Raw genomic sequence first — 21,126 nt, forward strand, 5'->3', positions numbered from 1 at the left:
TAACTTCTCCCAATTTTACTGCCATCCAAATTTTGAGCCAATGCCTTCGAGGGAACAGCCAATGAATACTTCTAATGAGATACATACTTTGAAAATCATCAAAAAATCCGACAAGCTTACCCTGAGACAGATGAAGTTAATCGAAGAAGCAGAAGACCAACTTCTTCAAGCTAATACTGTCAATTCTTCAGCCCCTGTGGTTGAGGAGAAACCAGTAGCAATTTCAGAGCCTAGAGTTCCTGACTATATTCCATTCCTTGACAATCCTCCAGTACAATCTGTTGGCAACTCTGGCTGGCAGGTTTCTGATGTCTGGCGGGATATTCGGGTGGATGATTTCTGTGGGTAGACCCCCATGATTACAGAGCGCTCATCCCGGATTTCTCACAAGTCAGAAAAAAACGCTTAGGTTAGCCAAATTTAAGATGGTTTAATTAATACATTATCAAAATACCTTCAGAGCCTGAGTATTTTAAAGTAAAAGCCGAAGTATCTGAAGACAGATAAAATACATTATAGGTGCTTAATACTGAAGCAAAAAACTTTTAGTGATAAAAATTGACATGGCAATTGATGGGTTAAACCAAGTAAAATAACCCAAAAAATTAGTTATTAAAAACCATAATTCAGTTATTATTTGTTAATTAAATTAGACCATTATTAGCCATGACAAGGTAGTTGAGATAAACACTTGTAACCGTTGTAAAAATCTCCTTATAAGGGCAAGCACTGCTAATTGCGATTAAAACTCGTCGTTTACTAATAGTAATAACTGCCCCTAACTTCAATAGTTTTGCGCGGATAGTCTCAACAGTTGCATTTTGGAATTCCGTTTTTGCTAAACATTGCTCTCGCAGGGCATTCATTAAAATGTAAGCAATCGATGCAAATTAGCTAGCACATAGAAGGTTTTTGCATCTAGAATAGCACCTAGATCATAACAATTCTATGTAAAGCTGTGCTTTATTCATCTAGAGGCAATTCATGAATTGCCCCTAGATGTTGTAATTTGGCTTGCTATAGGCGCATCTTCAAAAAGAAAGAGTTTCAGAACGTTTTCCCGGATGAATGATAGCTTGTTTGCTAAAGGTCGCATTTATACAAGAATGTCGCTCGATTTTGTGCCATTTCTAGACTTTACCTTCTTGTTTTTAACCCTGATTTGTGGTAGGTCTTTTTTGTCTTTGTAAAAGTAACAGATTTCCACTAGAGTTGGCCATATTTCTAGAGAACCGTGAAATTGGGTAATGACATCATCGATAATTCTGGAAACGTTTTGCTGAAAAAAGTCTGGTTCAAATCCATAAAATACTCTCGATAAATTCTCAGCAAATAATTGAAGAGACAGTTTACGTTCTTCATTTTGGGCAGATATTGAGGCTTTGATTACTTGTCTGTGGATAGCAGCGATTTTTTCCAGGATTTTCTCAGAGTCTTGTAAAGTGACTTCGCCAGAGTAATCAAACTTGATTCCCAAATCATCAAGATGATAAACACTGCTTTTAATCTTCTTTTTCAGCAAGCTACATATTTCTTCATTAAATAGTTCGCTAGCTAAAGGATTACGCATATAGTTATTTCTAATATGGTTTTGGACAGCATCAACGTGTGCAGCCACAATCCCTTCTTGCTGTATCCAAATTCTATAGATATAATCTTCAAATCTGAGTCGAGTGGGAAAAAAGGGTGGTAAACCTAGCTGATTATCATATCCAGCGACTCCACAATCCATTCTCCAATTTTTGTTAGTAATAACGGGTCGAAAATTAGTAAGAATATAAAAATCATTCAGGTCATTGGGACTAATTTGGTTTTCATCATTGAGATACATGTGAATAAAATCAAGTGTATCGATATCATTAGTTCCTGTGCGGAAAGTTTGGGCAATCTTGACGATCGCATTATTCAATACTCTCCCCTGTTGTAATAAAAGGCTATTCTCTCGAAAGTAACCTTTAGTTGTATTGGTTTCTAAATCCATTGCTGTATCAAGAACTAATTCTCCAGCCTCGAAGTTTTCTGGTACATGACTGGCTTTTTGACCTAGAACATCACCAAAAGCTGTGAGTAAGTCAAAAGATTTATGGACGTAGCCACCTTGTTGGCTAGACTTGATTAATTTTCCTCGACATATTTCATCACCTGATAAAGATTCTGGGCTAGTTTCAATTAAGGCATCTGGGCGCATATCGTCATCTGCACTAACCATTAAATGTCCAAGGGTATACATCAGTGTGAAGTTGCGATTTCCTCCATAACTAGGTCGAAATAAGTTTTTAACTAGTGATTCTAGCTTGCGATCGCGCAGTCTTTCGTTTAAAAATGTAATAAATTGCTCTTTCTGTTGTGGCCCAACATAAAACACGTCATTGACTGTCTTAGTCTGCTCTAAAAGTGGATAATATTTTTCGTGGTTGGCAATGCTAGAATCGTCAAAAACGATAATTTTTAAAGCATGACCATTTGCCCAGAAATTCTCATCATACTTTTCGATGGTCTGTGCTACATCTCTCAGTCGATGAGTCGGAATAACAAATACCGTTTCTTTGTGTTTCATAAAATTTGTTCAGGTTTATCAAATGAAGTTTCCAAGCTTCAAACTTTGTTTAAAGGTTCTCAGGTTAACACGGCATTACTCTGATTACAGCTACATTAGAATTATATATAGTGAGAAACTCACCTATTTCGGGCTGTAGTCAGAACAATTGAGTGCTTCTTTTGTGAGAGCAGTAGTCGGATGTACTGCACACTTTAGGAAATAATTATTGTTAAAAAATTGGCATTTTTTACAGGTATGTTGCTCTAAATGTTTGATGCTTACTATTTCGTCTTTATCTTGTGCCGCATTTTCTGGGGGATCTTCTAGTGCCTTGCAGACAGATGAAACGAGAAAAACAACAATTGCCCAAACAAACATGAAGGAAATGTGAGCTAAAAACACTGCTAAAAAGGAAATGTCTCCGTCATGTGGTTTGGTGTCATTATGTGTTGCCTTTGCCAGGTTAGCTTCAATCAGAGTAGACTGATGAACACTTTTTTGGGCGGATACATAAAGTCGGAAAAACTCCGAAGTATGCATATTAAAAACCTTTAGTTAGTCGAACTCAGATTCAGTAAAGTTAGGGAGGCAGGAGGTAGGAGGTAAAAACATATTTTCTTTCTACTGCCGCAAGCTCGAATTTACCTCTGCTTTTCTTCGGTAAATGTTCATCTTTCTAATAATATGTGGAATTGAAAGTACTTGATAGGTCTGAGTAATCTGAATCAACAGATTGACTGTCTGCTGGTCGAGCTTCTAATAAGCAACTGTTGAGGGAATAGTAAACAGAATGGATTTTTTTAAGAGTAACTTTGAGAGCGGGAATCATCATAGGATGGGTTGCTATTGCCAAAATGTAATCTCCGGCAAAAATACTAGGATTATCTGTTGCTGAAATGACTTGAGTTTCTCTTAAAACCCCTAGAAAAACGCATTTATCCGGTAACTTAATATCACTTAAATGAATGCCACAGTAAATGCTATTGTCTTCGATAAAAACACCAACCAGGCTTGGCTCTAAAGCTTTTTTGTTTTTCAACACAAACAAAATGTTTTTAACTCTAATAATATTGTGCAATACTTTGCATAAAAAATATGCTTTTTTTAGGATATATTCTGAAGATATATAGGATGTATTAATTAAATAAAATATGTATTTATTAATTAGATAAACAGGTATATATTTAGAGGTATAGATTTTATTTATCCCTACTAAAAACAAGATTCTCGATTTATTAAATAAATCGAGAATCTAAGGTTTTCAATTCTAAGTAATCATTAAAGATTACTATAGATAACTATTCCGAAGAGGAGGCATATTCACTATTTCCCAAGCCCTTATGCCTTAATTTTATCCAGAGCTAAATTCAGCTTTAACACATTAACTCCAGGTTCGCCAAAAATGCCGAGAAAGCGACCATCGGTATTTTGGGAAATCAAAGTTTCGAGTTGATTCGGTTGAACTCCTCGCGCCTTTGCTACTCGTGCAATTTGTGCGATCGCAGCTTCTGGGGTAATGTGGGGGTCAAGGCTAGAACCAGAGGTGTAGACTAAATCGCCAGTCGGCTGCACACCTGCTTTTTTCAGACGATTAAAGTCACCCTCAACTTTTTTGCTGGGGTCTGGGTCATCTTTACCCTTAATGCGTTCCATTAATGCGGGATTACTGGGAGCCAAGTTACTAGCGCCAGAAACACCGGTTTTCAAAACTCCCGCATCATCCTTTTTGGGATCGGCTGTGCTGTAACTCGTAGTGCTGGGACGGCTGTTAAAATAGCGATCGCTAGTAAAAGGTTGACCAATCAAAGCAGAACCCACAACTTGACCGGCGCTATTTTTCAGTAGACTGCCATTTGCTTGAAATGGAAACACTATTTGCCCAATGGCAATCATCGCAAAAGGATAAATAATCGCTCCAATAACCCAGAGTACCAAGGTAGAACGAACAGCTCTACTAGCTTCGCGTGCAAAACTCATTAGAATTTCTCCGGTACAAACATTACAAAAAATAAATAGATGGAAAGCCCCAGCGTCGTTAGTCCTAACAGCCCCAATCCCCAAGATTGACTGCGGGAAAGTTCTTCACCAGTAGCTGCATAAACTAGAGGTGCAACCACTAGGTTGAAACACATCGCCAGAAATAAATACAGTGGCAGCTTTTGCCTACGCCATTGACACCAGATTTCAGTTATTTCTTCTAATACTTGGGATGCAGCAATAGTGCGTCGGATATGAACGGGTTTCATAGTAAATTAAGACAAAGGTAGGATAATATCTATCAGTTTGATGGCAATGAATGGAGCAACGATGCCGCCAAGACCAAAGATGAAGATGTTACGACGTAGGAGTTGATCTGCTGTTAAAGGTAAGAACTTCACACCTTTGAGTGCTAGCGGAATTAGTGCCGGAATAATTAAGGCGTTGTAAATCAGCGCCGAGACGATCGCAGATTGGGCACTTTTTAATCCCATAATATTAAGTGCGCCGATTCCAGCAGCAGCAAAGATTGTGGGAATGATCGCAAAATACTTGGCAATATCGTTAGCGATGGAGAATGTTGTTAACGCTCCACGAGTAATTAGCAACTGTTTACCGATGGTTACTAAGTCAATTAGCTTCGTGGGATCTGAGTCTAAGTCCACCATGTTAGCAGCTTCTTTGGCAGCTTGCGTCCCCGAATTCATTGCCACACCCACATTTGCTTGAGCGAGAGCAGGTGCATCGTTCGTACCATCCCCGGTCATTGCCACTAGTTTACCTTGAGATTGTTCCGAGCGAATCACCTCAATTTTGTCTTCTGGAGTCGCTTCAGCAATGAAATCATCCACCCCAGCTTCTTCGGCAATTACCGAAGCGGTAATCCGGTTGTCACCTGTAAGCATGATGGTGCGAACACCCATGCGCCGGAGTTGGTCAAATCGCTCTCGCAAACCGGGTTTGACAATATCTTTGAGATAGATAACACCATAAATTTTGTCATCTTGGCAAACAGCTAAGGGCGTACCGCCCAACCGGGAAACTCGCTCATAAGCTGCATCTATATCATCAGGAATATTGCCGCCACGGGAACGGACAAATCCCTTAATGGCATCCACTGCACCTTTACGAATTTGTTTACCATCGGATAAATTCGTGCCACTCATCCGGGTTTTGGCGGAAAATTCTACACCTTCGGCTTTATCAATGTTAAAGTCTACCCCAGCCTGGGACTTTTCTGCTAAAATCACAATCGATTTGCCTTCTGGCGTTTCGTCAAACAAGCTAGCAGCTAGGGAGACTCGTGCCACATCTATTATTGAGTGGTTATCCAGGGGAATAAACTCATCAGCCATCCGATTCCCCAAGGTGATCGTGCCTGTCTTATCCAGCACCAAGGTGTTGATGTCGCCGCAAGCTTCTACTGCTCGACCAGAGGTCGCAATCACGTTAAACTGGGCAACTCTATCCATCCCTGCAATACCGATCGCACTGAGTAAACCACCGATAGTTGTGGGAATTAATGCTACCAAGAGCGAGATAAGAATAGCAACGCTAGCACCCGCCCGCAAACTGTTTCCCGCCTCAACTCCAAAAGCTGTGCTGATAAAGCTGGCGATGTAGCCGACGAAGGGAGGCATAGTTGCCACCACAATCAAAAATACTTGCGTTAACACAGCCAACAATACCGTCAAAGCAATCTCATTGGGAGTTTTGCTGCGTTCTGCTCCTTCTACCAGGGAAATCATGCGATCGATAAAGCCTTGACCAGGATCAGCACTAATGCGAATTGTCAACTCATCTGAGAGTAAGCGTGTACCGCCTGTCACCGAACTGGCAATATCTGTACCTGGTTGCTTCAGTACAGGGGCAGATTCCCCAGTAATTGCCGACTCATCCACTGAGCCAATGCCTTTAATAACATCCCCATCGGCGGGAATCATATTATTGGCACTGACTTTTACCAAATCGCCCCGTCGCAGTTCCGTAGAATTGACTTTTACTATGGAACCATCAGGGAGGATTTTGTTGGCAACAGTATCCGATCGCGTCGATCGCAGTGAATCAGCTTGTGCTTTGCCGCGCCCTTCGGCTACGGCTTCGGCAAAGTTGGCAAAAACGAGGGTGAAAAAGAGAATAAAGGTAATCAACCCGTTTAATACGCGTTGTTGGTTAATATCTGCCTGGACTGTGCCAAACAGATTTGGGTTTAGGGTAACAAGCAAGGTGACAATTGTTCCTACCCAAACAACAAACATCACTGGGTTTCTGACAGTAATTCGCGGATCGAGCTTAATAAATGACTCACGAATTGCTCTTTGGTAAAGTCCCCGCATATCTGTTTTGGGGGTGTGTTTGCGCGAGTCACGAGTTCCAGATGGAATACGGGAGGAGGGAGAATCAGTAGTAATTGGCATACATTAAATTTTGAGCATGAGTCTTTGAGGTCGATGAATCGAGTTCCGAGGTGGATGAATCGAGTTCCGAGGTCGATGAATCGAGTTCCGAGGTCGATGAATCGAGTTCCGAGGTCGATGAATCGAGTTCCGAGGTGGATGAATCGAGTTCCGAGGTCGATGAATCGTGTTCCGAGGTCGATAAATTGAGTTCCGAGGTCGATAAATTGAGTTCCGAGGTCGATAAATTGAGTTCCGAGGTCGATAAATTGAGTTCCGAGGTCGATGAATGGTGTTCCGAGGATGATGAATCGAGTTCTGAAGTGATGAATCAGTCTCTAATTCCCCCTGTCCCCTTGTCAAAACGTGATATCAGTTCTCTGGCTTCCCATCACGATCTGCGTTACCCCACCCTAACCCTCCCCTTGGAAAGGTGAGGGAACTAGATTTCCTATTTCCCCCCTTTATAAGGGGGGATTAAGGGGGGTAAAACGCCAGTGGAATAAGCGTTTTAGCTTAAGTTGACACCAATGCCTCTCATCCCCAATCCCTAGCCGATACCTTTAGCGATAAAGAAAGCTTCACCAATGGGTCCCAATGCTAAGACTGGGAAAAATGTAAGTGCGCCCAGGATTAAAATCACGCCTGCGGTAACGCCTATAAATAGTCCGGTATCAGTTCGCAATGTACCAGTCGTATAAGGAACAGCTTGCTTGCGCGACATACTATCTGCTAAAAACAGCAAACCGATGATTGGAACATAGCGTCCAGCCAGTAAACTGAAGCAGGTACTCAAGTTCCACCACAAAGCGGTTAAAGTTGGTGCTGTACCTGTAGATATTGCAAAAGGTGAAGGTTGTGAATCTCCTAAACCTTCAAAGCCAGAACCGTTGTTAGCAGCAGCGGACGCATATTCATAGATAACTTGAGCAAAGCCGTGGAAACCGGGATTACTAATTCCTGCTAGTTGATCGGGAAACGCTAGGGCGATACCTGCGGGAATCATAATTGCGATCGGGTGAACCAGCAAAAGCAAGAAACTAGCAAGCACGACTTCACGTTTCTCAATCTTGCGTCCCAAAAATTCTGGTGTCCGTCCCACCATCAACCCTGTGGCGAACACAGCCAGAATCAGATAAGCAAATAGATAAGCGGTTCCCGTACCCTGTCCACCCCAAATAATTTGCAGGAACATATTGGAAAGGGTAATAAAACCGCCGTTGGGCATAAACGAATCGTGTAAACTGTTGACTGCACCGCACATAGTACCAGTTGTACTCGTTGCAAATAGTGCAGATTGTGCCCAACCAAACCGGACTTCTTTACCCTCTAAATTTGGTTGCTGACTACCCAGCAGTGCATTCACAGCCGGATTACCGTTGTATTCACCAATGGCAGTGACGATGATAAATACTAAATAGAGAACGCCTACCATACCGTAGACTAACCAAGCTTGCTTAGTGTTATTCGCAAACAACCCATAAGTGTAGATTAGGGATGTAGGAATCGCAAGCATGGCAACAATCTGAATCAAGTTAGAAAATCCGTTGGGATTTTCAAAGGGGTGTGCTGAGTTGATGGCGAAAAAGCCGCCGCCGTTTTCCCCTAATTGCTTGATAATTTCAAAATGAGCAACAGGGCCACGAGCGATCGCCTGACTGATATTCGCATCTTCCAAGGTGGGGAATACAACCGCACCCCCCAGTGTTTCGGGAACGCCAGCTGCTATTAAGACAATGCCACCGACAAGACAAATAGGCAGCAAAATTCGCGTAATCGAGCGAATTAAATCTACATAAAAGTTGCCTAACGATCTACCAGTCAATCCTCGAATAAAGGCAATCCCTACCGCTAAACCAGTGGCAGCAGAGGTAAACATATGATAACCAAGTCCCCACATTTGGCTGCCATAGCTCATGTAGGTTTCACCAGAATAGTGCTGCTGGTTGGTGTTAGTAATAAAAGAAATAGTCGTATGCAGCACTGTATCCCAAGTTGGGGCATTTATCTTGGTTGGATTTAATGGCAACCATCCTTGATTAATGATGATGAAGAAAATCAGTAACCCCATTGCGACGTTACTGTATAGGATTGCCCGCCCATACTGCCAGCCAGTCATATTTTCTTTGGTTTTAACGCCAACCAAAGCATAAAGCACTCGCTCAACCGGATTCAAAATTGGATCGAGAAAAGTACTTTGCTCTAGGTAGACCCGCGCCATATAGCGCCCAAAAACAGGAGTAATTGCTACTACAATTAGTAGCGTTAATATAATTTGAATCCATCCTTCTAGCATGAGTTAATCAAACTCCAACCTAAGTAAAATTGAGATAAATATCAGATATTTTCTTGTGAGAAATCGGAAATATTTATGAAGTATATTGGCATACTTATTAACTAACCAACCTATAATTATGGGCTTTCTCAATCAATCATGGAGCTTTTTTTGAAAGAACACAAGGTATAAATTGATATTTAAACTAGGCTATATAAGAAATATATGTTTATATGTATAAGAGTGTTTATCTCGATATATATCTGCAAATATAGAAGGACGGCTAAATACTAAATAAATAGCTATTTGACACTAAAACTAGCTGAGTCTTTGAGGATTACAGTAATTTTCAGCTTGATTGACTACGTAGGGAATGAGTAATATCATGTCCGGGTAATTAGTTATGATTTCCACAATCATTGCACCCCACCCCCAGCCCCTCCCCGCTTGCGGGGAGGGGCTGGGGGTGGGGTTCTTGAGGTTTAATAAGTAACCAAGCGGACATGATATAAGAACCTTAAAAAGGTGGTTATCAACTGCAACGATACAAACAAAACCACGATTTACGCGCAATTCGTCAAAAAGCTTAATTTATCAAATCACTTTCTCTACGAGATGCTACGCGTTGCTTCTTTGAAATATTTTACAAAACACAAAATTAACCTAAATATGGATATTTGGTAATATTACATTTCAATAATTGTATCCAATATTTTGTAGCATTTTTTTGAGTTATTTCTATATCGCGCAAATTATGACCTTTGCCTATCTTTAACATATAATATGTTAGTTGTAGAGCTATAAATAAATAAGTTAAACCCAAAGGTTTTAAATGTTGCAAAAATAGGTGATATATAACTTGAAGTTTTTGTCTATGGCGAAAATGTATCCACCATTTTGTTTGATGTTCCGCTATATTTTTTTGGAGACCTAATATAGCCTCAATCTCTATAAATTTATCTTTGACTTGATTATAAAATGTTATTTCTTTTTCAATTTCTCCAGCCTTGTATGATAAATCAGCATCATCAGATAACTGATAGGCTTCACTAATTAAATAACCAACATTTTCTGCTTTTTGTTGATCGTATCCAAGTTTAATATATATTTCAGTTGCTGCTTCTGCCAATTCAGCAAATTTTTCAGCATCATGTAGCCAATATATTTTTGTTTGTAGTTCTCCTAAAGTAGAAGCTAGAGTATGATTCATCAATTTGGCTTGAAATATGCTTTCGATTATCTAACTTAAAATTAAACACTAAAATCTAGCCTTTTGAGCATCTGAACTCAACTCGCTCCAAAATTAGAAAATTAAGATTACCTAGTGCTACTCTGATGTATTAGATTTAGCCGATCTTTTTACCCACCAAACTCATTAACTGCTTATCTAGTTCGATGAGGTAATCTCTACCGTAAGCTCCATTCTCTAAGCCTGTAACAAGATGATTGGGAATGTCTTGTCTAATTTCCTCACTACAAGAACCAGCAGCCAAGGCAATTGCAGCTACTGTATCTACATCCCCAGTAAAAGCGATACAATCTTGTAAAAGCTCGCTCATGCTGTCATTTCGCATCACCGCAGTAATCGCTGCTCTAACACTCATCCAGCCTTTAGACTTGACTTTCCCTTCCCACGGTTTATTCCACTCTCCAGATACATAACCTTCCAGAAACCGTCCTAATTTGCGTTTTGCTCCCAGTCGATAGATAAAATAATGTGACATTAAGGCAGCCGCAACGGCAGCATTGATCCCATCGGGTGTATTGTGGGTAATTGCCGCTTGAATTGTTGCTGCCTCAATGACTTTTTCTGGTGTCGAGTAGATGCCAATGGGTGCTGCACGCATTGCTGCCCCACTTTTGTCACTATCAGGGTTAATTTTGGTTAAAAACTCTTCCCCATTCTGAATTTCTAGCAGAAAATGGTAGAAGTTTCGAGAATAACCTTCCCTCTCATCGCGTTTGAAGGCTCTAACAAAACTATCGGCTAAAACTTCTGGTGTCCATGTTGATTGAGCAACAATTACTTCAGTAATAGCAATGCTCATCTGGGTGTCGTCGGTATAGCTGCCAGGAATGAGTCGAAACCGCGGATGTTCGACGTATCGACTCAAATCGTTGTTAGCGATCATTTCGTCTGCATATTCAAAGCCTGCACCGTAGGCATCTGCGTAGGCGTAGCCCGCCGAAGGCATCGCTAACTCTAGCAGCATAAGGGTATTAAACTAAAAACGGACGCGCCAGAAAAAAGCTAGAAACTGATTTAGCATCTACCGGCTCTCCCTCCAGAATAGCTTTTTCTAATTCTTCAGGAGTCATAAACACAGTTTCGATATCCTCGTCTCCATCTTGTGGTGGTGGTGTCTCCAGCTTTTCTAAATCTCGCGCCAGAAAAGCATAGATAATTTCATCAGAATAGCCAGGAGCTAGGAAAAATTCGCCTAATTTGTCCCATTTTTGGGCACTATAACCAGTTTCTTCGGCAATTTCACGCTGTATTGTTTCTAAAGGCTGTTCATTTACTTCCAATGTCCCCGCCGGAAATTCTAATATCCGTCCCTGAATTGCAAAACGATACTGGCGCACCAGTATAAGTTTACCTTCCGCTGTCACTGGCACAGCTAACGCACCGCCAGGGTGACGAATACATTCCCATTCTCCTTCCGATTTATTCGGCAAACGCAAGCGATTAACTTCAAAATCAAACTTGCGTCCTTTATAAAACAGGCGTTGTCTCAGCAGTTGTGGTAATTCTCTACCTAATGGCATAGTAAAATCTGATTATCTGTGAATACAGAGGCAAAATCAGTGTTCTTCTGCTTTTAAGGATGGTAATTTTAATTGTCCATCCATAAATGTACATCAGAACAGTCTACCTCTTTCAGCAGCTCTTTAATAACACACCCGGAAACTGGTTCTATCCAATCTGGGGCAATTTCTGCCAAGGGGACTAATACAAAGGCCCGATCCCGCATTCGTGGATGAGGAATCTGGAGATTTGGTGTATCCAAAGTAATGTCATCATATAATAACAAATCCAAATCTAGAGTCCGTGGTCCCCAGCGCTCCTGACGCACGCGCCCAAATTGTTGTTCAATTCCTAACAAAATTTCTAATAACTGCTGGGGAAATATTTCTACTTGCAATGTGACGCAGCCGTTGAGGTAATCTGGCTGTGGTGGCCCGACAGCTTTGGTTTGATACCAATGGGATCTGGCTTCTAAAACAATACCTGGCGTTTGGGCTAAAGTCTCTATAGCTGCTTCTAAAATTGTCTGGGAATCGCCAATATTACTACCAAGAGCAACGGCGCTTCGTCTTAGCTCTGCTTTGTCGTAGCGCTGTGTAGACATTAGACTTTCCTGAAATAAGCCGTTTTTGGGCTGTCTTTGCGGATACTTGTCAAAAAGAGGAAAAGGGGCAGGGGGCAGGGAGCAAGGGGGAAGACCGGGACGGAGCTTAAACTCCGCCCCGTATAAGCTTCCTGGAAGGACGGAGCTTGTACCCATGTTCCGCACCGAAAAGCGCGTTGGGGGAAAGGGCTTGTTCCCCCTGCCCCCTGCTCCCTTTCCCCCTGCCTCTTCCGGTCAATAGCTTTTATATTCGCAGTAGTGATTCAAATTGCCGCATTTTTTACAAAACTAAATTAACTAAATTTAAAAAACATTATTTTATAGTGAATTCAGTTAATTATTTATAGGATATTATACTAACACAATGGTAGTGCTATAACCCCAAAGTTGATTGATGGTGGTTATATAATTGCTTACTACTTTGAGCGAGGAACTGACGTGGGGAAGCTTACCTCCTGGTTCAAGCGAAGACCAACTAATTTGAGTGACTCTGGACAAGGAGGAACAAATGAGAGCTTACCACCAGCATATCTGGCGCAAACGAGGCAGTTACTGAGCAAAATGAAAATTTTACCATCTAAGATGAGGGTCAATCGGGCAACTGGCGCTAGACCACTCTATCGCCGCATCTGGTTTTGGGCAGGTTTGGGTGTTGGTGGTGGGATAGTTGCTTTGATCTACGGCATCAGTTTAATAGATCGGACTTTGCCAGATCAGTCCGAGTTGAATGCTGTATTTCGAGAGCAAACACTGACCATTAAAGCTGCTGATGGCACTATATTACAACAACAAGGTGAAGCGACCAGAGAACAACTACAGCTAGAACAAATACCAGATAATTTAAAAAAAGCTTTCATCGCCTCAGAAGATAGAAGATTTAGGCAACACAACGGAGTCGATCCGCAAGGGATTGCCAGAGCGGGTTTGAATAATTTGCGATCGCAAGGTGTGGTAGAAGGTGGTAGCACCATCACCCAACAGCTAACGCGGATTCTCTTTTTGAAACAAGAACAGACAATCTGGCGCAAACTCAAGGAAGTCCGCCTTGCTCAAAAAATGGAGCAAGAATTAACCAAAGATCAGATTTTAGAGCGTTACCTGAATCTGGTTTATTTGGGATCTGGAGCTTATGGTGTGGCAGATGCCGCCTGGGTATACTTTAGTAAGTCGCCAGACCAACTTTCCCTTGCGGAAATGGCAACGATTGCGGGATTAGCTCCTGCTCCTAGCTTGTACGCCCCAGACAAAAATCCCGAAGCGGCAAAACGGCGGCGTGACTTAGTATTGCTACGGATGCAAGAAGATAAAGTAATTACACCAGAGCAAAGGCAAGCAGCAGTTCAGGAGCCATTAACCCTCAAAAGCAGTTTACCCAAACGAGTGCAAGTAGAATCACCCTACTTTACCAGCTACATCCAAAAAGAATTGCCCAAGTATGTTTCTCCTAACGTGCTAAAAAGTGGGGGTCTAGTAGTAGAAACTACCCTCAACCCAAGTTGGCAGAAGGTGGCAGAAGAGGCAGTTGCGAAAACATTGCGAAATCAAGGACGCTGGGAAAACTTTAAGCAAGCAGCAATGGTGGCCATAGACCCCCGCAACGGTGAAATTAAGGCAATGGTTGGGGGAAAAGACTTTGGTAAAAATCAGTTTAATCGAGTTACCCAGGCACAACGGCAGCCAGGATCGACATTTAAAGGGTTTGTATATGCAACTGCGATCGCCACTGGCAAAAGCCCCTACGATAGCTACGAGGATGCGCCCTTTGTCGTAGATGGCTATGAACCGAAAAACTATAGTGAAAACTTTCGGGGTTCAATGAACATCCGAGATGCCCTCACCCGCTCTGTTAATATTGTTGCGGTCAAGGTGTTGATTGATGTGGGATTTACACCAACGATTAAACTTGCCCATGATATGGGGATAAAATCTGAACTCAAGCCCACTTACTCCTTGGCTCTTGGCTCAAATGAAGTCAATCTGCTAGAGTTGACCAGCGCTTATGGTAGTTTTGCGACTCAGGGATTGCACGCAGAACCTCATGGTATTACCCGCATCCTTAACCGCCAAGGCAAAGTCATCTGGTCAGCTAATTTCAAGTCAAAACGCGCCCTTGATGCTGACAGTGCCGCCATCATGACTTGGATGCTACGCAACGTCGTCGAAGCGGGAACTGGCGGTGCTGCTCAATTAGATAATAGAGCAGTTGCAGGCAAAACCGGCACCTCCGACGAAGCCCGCGATTTATGGTTTATTGGCTACATTCCTCAGATGGTGACAGGGGTATGGCTAGGTAATGATGACAACCGCCCCACTTATGGCAGTAGTAGTAGTGCCGCTTACACTTGGCACGAATTTATGGAAAAAGCGGTAGAGGGGATGCCTGTAGAAAAGTTTCCCAAACGACCCAAGTTAGACGGTCGCAAAGGCACTATCAAAGCCCAGTCTATCAAGCCCAAACAAATCCTGAATGGTTCTATTGCCTCTAAAGATGATGACTCAGAAGGGGAAAGTGCGAGAAATTCTGATGAGAGTGGTTCATCTAGGAGACGTAGAAGCAGAAGAAGATATTCTCAAGAAGAACAGCAATCGAGCGATTATACCCCAAGACGGAGAAGGCGCGATCGCAGCGAATCAAGTTCTAGTAACTCCTCCTCAGAATCATCTACTCCACGGCGACGCTCTAGAAGAGTAGAATCTGATTCACCCCCACCTCGAAGAAGTCGGCGAGAGTCGTCTCCCGAAAATAGTTCTGGTTCTTCAGGTTCTTCATCGTCACAACCATCTTGGCGGGATAGACTTAGACCTTCTAACCAGTAATGAGAAGTGGGCATTGTTGATACTATGCACGACTAGTGCTTGAGTTACCTATCCCACTTACACTTACTTCTATGGTTTATTCTCCGATCGCTGTGTAATATCATGTCCGGGTAATTAGTTGTGATTCCCATAGTCATTGCACCCCACCACAAGACGGAGACGAGGATATCGAAACTGTGTTTATGACTCCTGAAGAATTAGAAAAAGCTATTCTGGAGGGAGAGCCGGTAGATGCTAAATCAGTTTCTAGCTTTTTTCTGGCGCGTCCGTTTTTAGTTTAATNCGCTCTTCCATCACTCTAACCAGAGGAAAATAAGAAATCCTCAGAATATAAGTTGTCTGGAATAGCGCCTTGCATTCGATTCATCAATGCAATTAGTGTGAGAAACCCAATTGATAAATGCGAAACTGGAAAGACCCTGAGCCAGGGTTTTAGTAGATTAAAGGATATCAAAGGTTGAATTACTAAGCGTAAATTGTTGAGTAAATTCTTCCAACCCGAACCCTTGTCCCACCAATCATGTTCCCTGAACTTTGCCACAACTGGATCTGTGAGTTTGTTTCCCGCAAGTTGGGGTTGATTGTTCAAAACTTGAGAGTGAAGACTTACCAGAAGATAAGCACTCATGATGATTTCCCACCATTTCTGTATTTGTGAGTAGTCAGTTACTCTAAAATCAGCCCAACCTAATTCATTTTTACTTTGTTTAAGCCCATATTCAACCCAGTTTCTTAAACCATATAAATTCCCTACTTCTTTATACTTAATACCAGGAACAAGAGTCATGATAAACCAAGTCGAATTTGGCGGTAAAGTTTCTGGGTCTGTGGTAACTTGCCAATATTGAACGGCACGGCGCTTGCCAAATACTATCTCTCGAATATACCTTTGTTCTTGCTGACCATCTGAGAATATACGGTTATAGGGTCGCCAACGGTTATATCTAACTTTCTGACCCTGTGGCAGCCATACTCCATGATTACTCCGGATCGCCACTACGAAGTTTAGTTCTAATTGGCACAATACACCAATAAAGTTACTTTCGCTTTCACCATATAAGCTATCTGCTAGTACCAGTTTAAATTTAAACCCCATTTCTCGGAGCTTTCTAATCATAAAAGCCGCAATTTCTGGTTTGGTGTGATAGACATCTGATTCTAATAACCTTTGCTTTGGTTTATAGACTTCAAATATCAGAGGGAATGTCATGCCCTCTAATAATCCATAGGCTGTAACTGCAACTATTCCATTTTCGATTTTACCTAAATTACCTATATACTGTCTTTTCACATAATCTGTGGTATTACCTTTCTTTCTATCTCCTGTCTCATCAATAATCAGTGTTATTTCTCGTCCAGCTAATACTTTCAGAATTAGCTTTAATCTAGCTTCTCTTAATTTCTCTATTTCCCAAGGGGATTCTGTTAGGAAATGTAATAACCCTTGCTCGTTACTTAATCCTACTACCCGTGCTATTTCTGGTAAGGTTTTGCGTTTAACCTCTGAAATCATTCCCAGATGAAGATATTTAAACGCTTCAAAACTTCTGACTTCTGGAAACAGCTTTCTATACCATTCACAGTAATCATCCACAAATTTTATCGTTTCAGCAGGCTCTCTTCTCCCAAACATAGTCTAGCAAAGAGTTTACGACACTTTACCCTATTATTCTCTCATAAGAGTGATGGAAGAGCGATAACAATCTATACGTTTTATCGTAGGGTAGGGCGCAGGGGAGACAAGGAAACATGAGTGAGAACTTGCAATAAGTCTATTCCCCTTGTCCCCAAGTCCTCTTTAGTCAATCAGACTCAATCTCAGAAGTCAAAAGATAAAAACGCCCAGTTAAAAGCACTGCACCTATAAGTAGCCCTAGTACTAAACCCAACCATAAACCTATAGCACCCCAGCCGAAAGTGAATGCCATCAGATAGCCCCCACCTAGACCTACTACCCAGTAAGCGAACATAGTAATTAACACTGGTACTTTGGTGTCCTTCAACCCAATTAAAGCACCAGCAGCAATAGTCTGAATAGAATAAAATATTTGGACTATTGCCCCCGCAGCGAGAAAAGAAGTTGCCGTTTTAACTATCTCAATATTATCTAGATTACTGGTGTCCAAATACATTGCCACAATATAGTTGGGAAACAGCCAAAAAATTAGTGCCACAATACTTACAAAAGGAGTAACAAGGGCAATGCAGATTAATCCCGCTCTGCTTGCACCCTTGAGATCGTTTTGTCCCCTCAACTGTCCTACTCTCATTGTGACGGCATAGGAAATACCTATAGACACTGTTTCGACAAAACTCTCTGTCTCGACGGTAATTTCATGGGCTGCTAACGTCTCTGTTCCAAACCACCCCATCATTAAAGCAGTGGCAGTAAATACTCCAATTTCTGCTCCATACTGCAACCCCAAAAACCACCCAGTTTGGAAGATATCTATAAACAGCTTCCTATCAAATTTATCTAAAGCGCTATTAAGTTGGTATTCTTTAAAGTAGTTATCAAAGCAAATCCAACTGGCAGCAGCAATAAAATTCAGCCAACAAATGAGTGTGCTTCCCCAACCGATACCAGTTAAACCAAGGGCTGGTAAACCAAATTTGCCGAACATTAGCACATAATTAGCAACCGCATTTAATAATAGTCCAGCTACCGTAATTACTGTTAAGAATTGGGGGCGATTGAGGGCAGAGCTAACTTCTTTTAAGATACAAAAACCGAGTGCAGCAGGAATTGCCCAAACAATAGCTCGCAAATATGTTTGAGCCAATAATACATTGCTTTCTTCTTGACCAGTCAGCAGCAGGATATAGTCAAAGTGCCAAATGATAAACATCACAGGTAAGCACATTGTCACAGCTAACCAAATTCCTTGACCGGTAGCACGGCTAATTTGGTCTATCTTTCCTGCACCAAAAGCATTGGCGACATTCACACCCGCAGCTGAAAGAATAGAACGACAAACGGAAGCTAGAGTAGAAAAGGCAACAGCACCTAAAGCACCCGCAGCTAAAGCTTGGCTGTTAAGTAAGCCCATCATTACCCCATCCAATAAAGGAATGCCCGCTTCTAATATTTGAGTAATTACCAAAGGAACTGCCAATTGTAGGCAGGCTTGGACTTCTAATATCAGTTCTGACTTAAATTCTTTTGAAGTTAACTCCATTGGGCACAAAAATTAAGGAAGGGGCTAAAAAGGCAAGACTTAATACATTAAGATATATTAAGGCCACAAGTGCAATCAACTCAAGCTATTAGCGATCGCCTCTCCAAAAATTGTGTTTCATAACCCCATTTTCACCACAATTTCCAGTAGGGACGCAAGGTCTTGCGCCCCTACCGCGTGGTCTATTTACCTGAAAATAGCTGTAACTTTTTAACTTTATCGCGCCGGTAGCTGTGGGTGTTGAACAGAATATTTTGTCACTATGCCAGAAATCTCAGGGTTGTAAAGCCTTAGATAATTCCAGTAGTTGCCAAATACTTGCCGCACATAATTTTTAGTTTCATCAAAGGGAATTTGTTCAACAAACTCATCTGGATCTTTTGTAGTTAGAGTTTGCAACCATTTGGAGACATTGCCGGGACCAGCATTGTAACTAGCGATCGCCAGCAAAGAGTTATTGTTATATTGATCGTGGGTATGACCCAAATACCATGTACCCAGCATGATGTTATCGTTGGGATTTTCTAGACTTATTGTTTTGAAATCCACCTTGATTTGTGGTGCGATCCATTTAGCTGTACTCGGTAACAGCTGCATTAAACCAGTAGCTTCAGCGACAGATTTGATTTTTGGTTCAAAGCGTGACTCTTGACGCATCAAAGCAGTTACTAGCAGAGGATTAAGTTTACGGTCAATAGACCACTTTTCAATCTCTCGCTGATAAGGAAATGGATAACGCGCTTGCCAGTAGGTGATTTGTTTACTCAGAGTCTGATATTGGGCAAGTTCGGCTGGTATTTCCCGGTCTTCTAATTTAGAAATTTCATCAATTCCGATGAGATTTTCTCCTTTAGCCTGTCGCATCAACCCTTCAGTAAATTGCTCTGCTACCGTTGGCTGAATTTTGTTCTGAAATTCTGTTTGCCATTGTAACCAGGCATCGCGGTCTTGACCTAGCAGATACAACTCTTTGAAAGTTTCAGAACCAGCAGGCGGTAATGGACGCTGGGGCGCGATTACTTCCGGGTTCATGACGCGCACGTTGTCAAAGTTGCCGACATTTAGCCCCAACATTGTCGCGGCTCGCCATGCATAGTAAGAGTAGGGAAACTGACTAATCACATATTCATAAGCAGTTTTAGATTCTTGCTGTTTCCCCAGTGCAGCCGCCCATTTACCTACCCAAAAGCCTGCTCTTGGAGCCAAAATGCTATTGGGGTTATTAGTGACAATTGGTTCTGCCCATTGCCAAGCACCGACGTAATCTTTGGCATTGGCTTTATCTTGGGCGATTTTCCAGCGGTATTCTGCTGCTTCGTCAGAGTTACCGTATTTAGCTATGAGTAATTGCCACGCCGCGCTGGCTGACTTTTGATCCTTGAGAGTTTGGATTTTGGCTTTTTGTACCAGTGCAGTACCAGCTTGTTTGGGAAATTTACTAATTACCTGCTCAAGATAGGGTAAGCCGTCTTGAGGTGTTTTTGCGGTTTCTGCTAACCGCAGTAGTGCCGTCCCAGTTTCCTCGCTATTGGGAAATTGCTGCACTAATTGTTTATAGGTGGTGATCGCTTTTTCTTTATCTTTGCCTCCTACCTGTAAGCCCCGTGCGGTACGGTAGAGGTTGCGCGATGTTTTGGGTGCTTTGGCATAAGCATTCGCCGCTTTGGGAAATTGACTATTTTCCCAATAGCTAGTACCAATGAGTTCCCAATCTTCGGGTTTGAGAGTAGTCTGTTTTACTAGCTGATCCAAAACGCCCACTATACCTGGTTGATCGTAGGCATACTTAGCCAAAATCAATTGTAATTGTGGCTGATTGGGATTTTCTTGCAAGCGTTTGCGGATAATTTCCCAAGTTAGAGGATTGGAAGGAAATTGAGCGATCGCAGTTTCTTGTTGCTTTGGTTGAGCAATCAGATATAACGCTTTCACGCTGGCCGCTTCTTTGGGATACTGTTTCAGCACCTTTTGCCTGAGATCCGAGGCTTTGCCGTCCTCGCCCAGCATATCCTCTGCCTGGGCTTGTTTGAGCAAAATATAGGGCGCGAGGATGGGATAGTCTTTCTCTAGTCCTTGGAGTAAAACCAGGGCTTTTTGCCCTTGGGTTCTTTCAATGTAATCACTCGCCAAAAGATAACGAGCGCGATTTCGATCTGGCGATCGCGATTCTTGAGCGATCGTTGCTAGTTTTGCCGCCCGTTCTGGCAGCGATTGCGATATCAGCCCAAAGACGGCTGATTGGGCAACACTACCGTCCGATCTTTGCTCTGCTTGATTCTGACTCAGTTTGAGCCATTTCCCCAGAGACTTGCCAATCTCAGGTGCTGATACCATTGCCCCAGCTAAAAAGGCAAACAGTGCTGCACCCGCAATTATCGAAATTTGCTTTTTCTGTAGTTTCTTCAGCATGAATACCCGCTGAAAAGTTTCGGTGAATTTCTTGAAACTCTAACACTCCTAACCATCAGTGTTACCAATTTTTAATTTTAGATTTTTTATTTTATGTAGAAAAATACTCATTTTCAATCCTTCAGTTGGTAGTATTGAGTAATTAGCACATATTAAATCCTATTACATCTATCTTGGGTAT

At 42.0% G+C, this 21,126-nt stretch carries 17 protein-coding genes and 2 pseudogenes; 4 read left to right on the forward strand and 15 right to left on the reverse strand.

Annotated features, from left to right (window positions below; all coding sequences use genetic code 11):
• Positions 1-61 precede the first annotated feature (61 nt).
• The gene (locus tag CDG76_RS00225; protein WP_094347124.1) at positions 62-349 is read left to right on the forward strand and encodes a hypothetical protein; all 288 of its coding nucleotides are present in this window, start codon (positions 62-64) and stop codon (positions 347-349) included.
• Positions 350-660: 311 nt separating this feature from the next.
• Here the strand turns inward: CDG76_RS00225 and CDG76_RS00230 are convergent.
• The 7 genes and pseudogenes from CDG76_RS00230 to kdpB form a co-directional block, all read right to left on the reverse strand.
• Positions 661-890 (reverse strand): annotated as a pseudogene (locus tag CDG76_RS00230) (transposase); the annotation flags it as partial.
• Positions 891-1,096: 206 nt separating this feature from the next.
• Complete coding sequence (locus CDG76_RS00235) at positions 1,097-2,557, reverse strand: hypothetical protein (RefSeq protein WP_094347125.1); 1,461 nt, start codon at positions 2,555-2,557, stop codon at positions 1,097-1,099.
• Positions 2,558-2,680: 123 nt separating this feature from the next.
• The gene (locus CDG76_RS00240; RefSeq protein ID WP_094347126.1) at positions 2,681-3,079 is read right to left on the reverse strand and encodes a hypothetical protein; all 399 of its coding nucleotides are present in this window, start codon (positions 3,077-3,079) and stop codon (positions 2,681-2,683) included.
• A gap of 136 nt (positions 3,080-3,215) precedes the next feature.
• Positions 3,216-3,761: a TrkA C-terminal domain-containing protein gene (locus tag CDG76_RS38040; protein WP_223265085.1), complete on the reverse strand. Its 546-nt coding sequence runs from the start codon at positions 3,759-3,761 to the stop codon at positions 3,216-3,218.
• Between the two features lie 116 nt (positions 3,762-3,877).
• Entirely contained in the window at positions 3,878-4,516 is a 639-nt protein-coding gene (gene kdpC, locus CDG76_RS00250; RefSeq protein ID WP_094347127.1) for a K(+)-transporting ATPase subunit C, read from the reverse strand.
• Positions 4,516-4,785 carry a potassium-transporting ATPase subunit F gene (locus CDG76_RS00255; RefSeq protein WP_094347128.1) on the reverse strand — a complete coding sequence of 90 codons (270 nt, stop codon included), beginning with the start codon at positions 4,783-4,785 and terminating at the stop codon, positions 4,516-4,518. The genes kdpC and CDG76_RS00255 overlap by 1 nt, the downstream gene beginning before the upstream one ends.
• Before the next feature lie 6 nt (positions 4,786-4,791).
• Positions 4,792-6,933, reverse strand: coding sequence for a potassium-transporting ATPase subunit KdpB (gene kdpB, locus CDG76_RS00260; protein WP_094347129.1), 2,142 nt, complete (start codon positions 6,931-6,933; stop codon positions 4,792-4,794).
• A 134-nt stretch (positions 6,934-7,067) separates the two neighbouring features.
• Between kdpB and CDG76_RS35670 the strand changes: the two genes are divergently transcribed.
• A complete protein-coding gene (locus CDG76_RS35670) occupies positions 7,068-7,349 on the forward strand; it encodes a hypothetical protein (protein ID WP_442946364.1) in 282 nt (93 codons plus the stop codon).
• A gap of 113 nt (positions 7,350-7,462) precedes the next feature.
• On the opposite strand, the gene kdpA is transcribed toward CDG76_RS35670, so the two are convergent.
• The 5 genes from kdpA to folK form a co-directional block, all read right to left on the reverse strand.
• Positions 7,463-9,208: a potassium-transporting ATPase subunit KdpA gene (gene kdpA, locus CDG76_RS00265; RefSeq protein ID WP_094347130.1), complete on the reverse strand. Its 1,746-nt coding sequence runs from the start codon at positions 9,206-9,208 to the stop codon at positions 7,463-7,465.
• Positions 9,209-9,845: 637 nt separating this feature from the next.
• Complete coding sequence (locus CDG76_RS00270; protein WP_094347131.1) at positions 9,846-10,397, reverse strand: hypothetical protein; 552 nt, start codon at positions 10,395-10,397, stop codon at positions 9,846-9,848.
• Between the two features lie 136 nt (positions 10,398-10,533).
• Positions 10,534-11,400, reverse strand: a complete 867-nt coding sequence (locus CDG76_RS00275; protein WP_094347132.1) for an ADP-ribosylglycohydrolase family protein — start codon at positions 11,398-11,400, stop codon at positions 10,534-10,536.
• 7 nt (positions 11,401-11,407) lie between these two features.
• On the reverse strand, positions 11,408-11,956 hold the full coding sequence (locus CDG76_RS00280) for an NUDIX hydrolase (RefSeq protein WP_094347133.1): 549 nt from the start codon (positions 11,954-11,956) through the stop codon (positions 11,408-11,410).
• A gap of 68 nt (positions 11,957-12,024) precedes the next feature.
• A complete protein-coding gene (folK, locus tag CDG76_RS00285; protein WP_094347134.1) occupies positions 12,025-12,540 on the reverse strand; it encodes a 2-amino-4-hydroxy-6-hydroxymethyldihydropteridine diphosphokinase in 516 nt (171 codons plus the stop codon).
• Positions 12,541-12,978: 438 nt separating this feature from the next.
• On the opposite strand from folK, the gene CDG76_RS00290 reads away from it, so the two are divergent.
• Complete coding sequence (locus tag CDG76_RS00290) at positions 12,979-15,357, forward strand: transglycosylase domain-containing protein (RefSeq protein WP_094347890.1); 2,379 nt, start codon at positions 12,979-12,981, stop codon at positions 15,355-15,357.
• Positions 15,358-15,497: 140 nt separating this feature from the next.
• Positions 15,498-15,638 (forward strand): annotated as a pseudogene (locus CDG76_RS00295) (NUDIX hydrolase); the annotation flags it as partial.
• Between the two features lie 17 nt (positions 15,639-15,655).
• On the opposite strand, the gene CDG76_RS00300 reads toward CDG76_RS00295, so the two are convergent.
• The 3 genes from CDG76_RS00300 to CDG76_RS00310 form a co-directional block, all read right to left on the reverse strand.
• Positions 15,656-16,990: an IS701 family transposase gene (locus CDG76_RS00300; protein WP_094347135.1), complete on the reverse strand. Its 1,335-nt coding sequence runs from the start codon at positions 16,988-16,990 to the stop codon at positions 15,656-15,658.
• A gap of 169 nt (positions 16,991-17,159) precedes the next feature.
• Positions 17,160-18,536 (reverse strand): MATE family efflux transporter, encoded by a 1,377-nt coding sequence (locus CDG76_RS00305; RefSeq protein WP_094347136.1) that lies wholly within the window; start codon positions 18,534-18,536, stop codon positions 17,160-17,162.
• A 216-nt stretch (positions 18,537-18,752) separates the two neighbouring features.
• On the reverse strand, positions 18,753-20,945 hold the full coding sequence (locus CDG76_RS00310) for a lytic transglycosylase domain-containing protein (RefSeq protein WP_094347137.1): 2,193 nt from the start codon (positions 20,943-20,945) through the stop codon (positions 18,753-18,755).
• Positions 20,946-21,126 lie beyond the last annotated feature (181 nt).

It is taken from the genome of Nostoc sp. 'Peltigera membranacea cyanobiont' 210A (assembly GCF_002246015.1).
GTDB lineage: Bacteria > Cyanobacteriota > Cyanobacteriia > Cyanobacteriales > Nostocaceae > Nostoc.

What these genes read in the sequence shown, in the direction of transcription:
- CDG76_RS00235 (WP_094347125.1), bottom strand. Translation starts at nt 2,557, where the DNA reads ATGAAACACAAAGAAACGGTATTTGTTATTCCGACTCATCGACTGAGA.
- CDG76_RS00275 (WP_094347132.1), bottom strand. Translation starts at nt 11,400, where the DNA reads ATGCTGCTAGAGTTAGCGATGCCTTCGGCGGGCTACGCCTACGCAGAT.
- folK (WP_094347134.1), bottom strand. Translation starts at nt 12,540, where the DNA reads ATGTCTACACAGCGCTACGACAAAGCAGAGCTAAGACGAAGCGCCGTT.
- kdpB (WP_094347129.1), bottom strand. Translation starts at nt 6,933, where the DNA reads ATGCCAATTACTACTGATTCTCCCTCCTCCCGTATTCCATCTGGAACT.
- CDG76_RS00280 (WP_094347133.1), bottom strand. Translation starts at nt 11,956, where the DNA reads ATGCCATTAGGTAGAGAATTACCACAACTGCTGAGACAACGCCTGTTT.
- CDG76_RS00300 (WP_094347135.1), bottom strand. Translation starts at nt 16,990, where the DNA reads ATGTTTGGGAGAAGAGAGCCTGCTGAAACGATAAAATTTGTGGATGAT.
- CDG76_RS00310 (WP_094347137.1), bottom strand. Translation starts at nt 20,945, where the DNA reads ATGCTGAAGAAACTACAGAAAAAGCAAATTTCGATAATTGCGGGTGCA.
- CDG76_RS00225 (WP_094347124.1), top strand. Translation starts at nt 62, where the DNA reads ATGAATACTTCTAATGAGATACATACTTTGAAAATCATCAAAAAATCC.
- CDG76_RS00270 (WP_094347131.1), bottom strand. Translation starts at nt 10,397, where the DNA reads ATGAATCATACTCTAGCTTCTACTTTAGGAGAACTACAAACAAAAATA.
- CDG76_RS00305 (WP_094347136.1), bottom strand. Translation starts at nt 18,536, where the DNA reads ATGGAGTTAACTTCAAAAGAATTTAAGTCAGAACTGATATTAGAAGTC.
- CDG76_RS00255 (WP_094347128.1), bottom strand. Translation starts at nt 4,785, where the DNA reads ATGAAACCCGTTCATATCCGACGCACTATTGCTGCATCCCAAGTATTA.
- CDG76_RS00240 (WP_094347126.1), bottom strand. Translation starts at nt 3,079, where the DNA reads ATGCATACTTCGGAGTTTTTCCGACTTTATGTATCCGCCCAAAAAAGT.
- kdpC (WP_094347127.1), bottom strand. Translation starts at nt 4,516, where the DNA reads ATGAGTTTTGCACGCGAAGCTAGTAGAGCTGTTCGTTCTACCTTGGTA.
- kdpA (WP_094347130.1), bottom strand. Translation starts at nt 9,208, where the DNA reads ATGCTAGAAGGATGGATTCAAATTATATTAACGCTACTAATTGTAGTA.